2 protein-coding genes are annotated in these 1,489 nt (G+C 66.4%); both read left to right on the top strand.

The features are described 5' to 3' along the window. The coding region (locus GJ632_RS22675) for a hypothetical protein (protein ID WP_197428151.1) at window positions 1-229 on the top strand (229 nt) is incomplete at its 5' end. Window positions 230-431: 202 nt separating this feature from the next. Beyond that, window positions 432-1,256, top strand: coding sequence for a transcriptional regulator TbsP (tbsP, locus tag GJ632_RS21430; protein ID WP_191453977.1), 825 nt, complete (start codon window positions 432-434; stop codon window positions 1,254-1,256). Window positions 1,257-1,489 lie beyond the last annotated feature (233 nt).

The raw sequence follows: 1,489 nt of genomic DNA, 5'->3' as shown, positions 1-1,489 counted from the left end.
ACGACGACGGGACGTACCATCTCGACACGACACGACTCCCCCCGCGTCCGCCGGCGGCACCTACGCGCCCCCCTTCTCCGACGACCAGCGTTCCCACCTGCTGGGGACCACCCAGCGCACCGACCTCTCCGCCGCGGATCTGTCGGACTTCCTCGACCGGACGGATATGCCCATCATCTACGACGGCGACATCCACTGGTCGAGCGACCTCTACCGAGAGTTGACGTAGTCGGAACGCACCGCGCCGCCCCCGGACCGCGTCACGACTGCCGACGGTATGCACTCGGTTCGCACGTGAGATGCAACTGGTATCTTTTCCGAGAGAATCTCGGGTCGCCCCGCCCGAGGACCTTCATACACGCTCTCAACCCTTTGATTCTGAGGGTCGGCTTGCGTTAATATTAAATATTCCCGTTTACCTATCTAACGGCATGACCATCGAATCGAACATGCTGACGGAGGGCGTGGGAGACATCCTCGACGCAGTCCTGGGTGCGGACACGGACGAGGTGTTGATCGTGGGGCCGACGCGAGACGTCATCCACACACTCGTCACCGTCGCGTCGAGTCACGAGGGCGACCTGCCGGCGATGAAGATGGTCGCCGACGAATCGCTGCTGAAGGACGTCATGGACGACTTCATCGTCGCCAGTAACGCGGCTGACCTCGTCGACGCCGGCGCGTTCTCGATGCGAACGGCCGACGAGAGCGCGGAGAACGCGCTTCTCGTCACCGAAGACGCCGTCGTCTCCCTCGTCACGGCGGGCGACCGAGTGGCGGGTCTCGTGACGACCGACGAGGAGTTCGTGGCCGCCGCCCGCGACACCTACACCACGCAGTGGGAGGAAGCGTCGGAGTACAAACTCCGCACCCCGCCCATCACGCGGGTCCGAACCAGCCTCGAAGACGAAATCAGTCCCGACGCGCGCACCGACTTCGACTCGGTGCTCTCGTCGCTCCAGACCGCCCGCGGCGACGGCGACGGACTCGACGAGGTGACCATCAGTCTCCTCGTCGCCGCGAAGAACGAGGTGCTCCTCTACGACATCTCGAAGTGGGGCGAGGACGTCGGCATCGCCAGCAAGGCCACGTTCTCGCGGACGAAGACGAAACTGGAGGAGATGGGGCTCATCGACACCGAGAAGGTCCCCATCGACGTCGGTCGGCCGCGCCTCCGCCTCAAACTGGGCGACGACCGACTCGTCACCTCCGACCCCGACCAACTCGCGGGCGTCGCGCAGAGCCTCCTCGCCTGAAGACGGGGCCGGTCACTCGCCGCCGTCGCCGGAGGGTCGGCCGAACCCCCTCGGTTTTTTCTCTCGTTCCGCCGTCGTTGCAGCCGTGACTACGCACGACATCGCACTCGTCGGGAGCGGTCCGGCCGCCGAAGCCGTCCGCGCCGCCGCCGCGGACTGCGACGCCGCTGTGACCGACGCCGCACCCGAAAACGCGGGCGACGCGACGCTCGCCGTCGTCGTCGCGCCGGCGG

This window comes from Halogeometricum sp. CBA1124, assembly GCF_009741955.1.
GTDB classification, from domain to species: Archaea; Halobacteriota; Halobacteria; order Halobacteriales; family Haloferacaceae; genus Halogeometricum; species Halogeometricum rufum.
This window is presented reverse-complemented; position numbering and strand designations above follow the sequence as displayed.

Coding starts and splice junctions, on each gene's coding strand:
- tbsP (WP_191453977.1), top strand. CDS start 432: ATGACCATCGAATCGAACATGCTGACGGAGGGCGTGGGAGACATCCTC.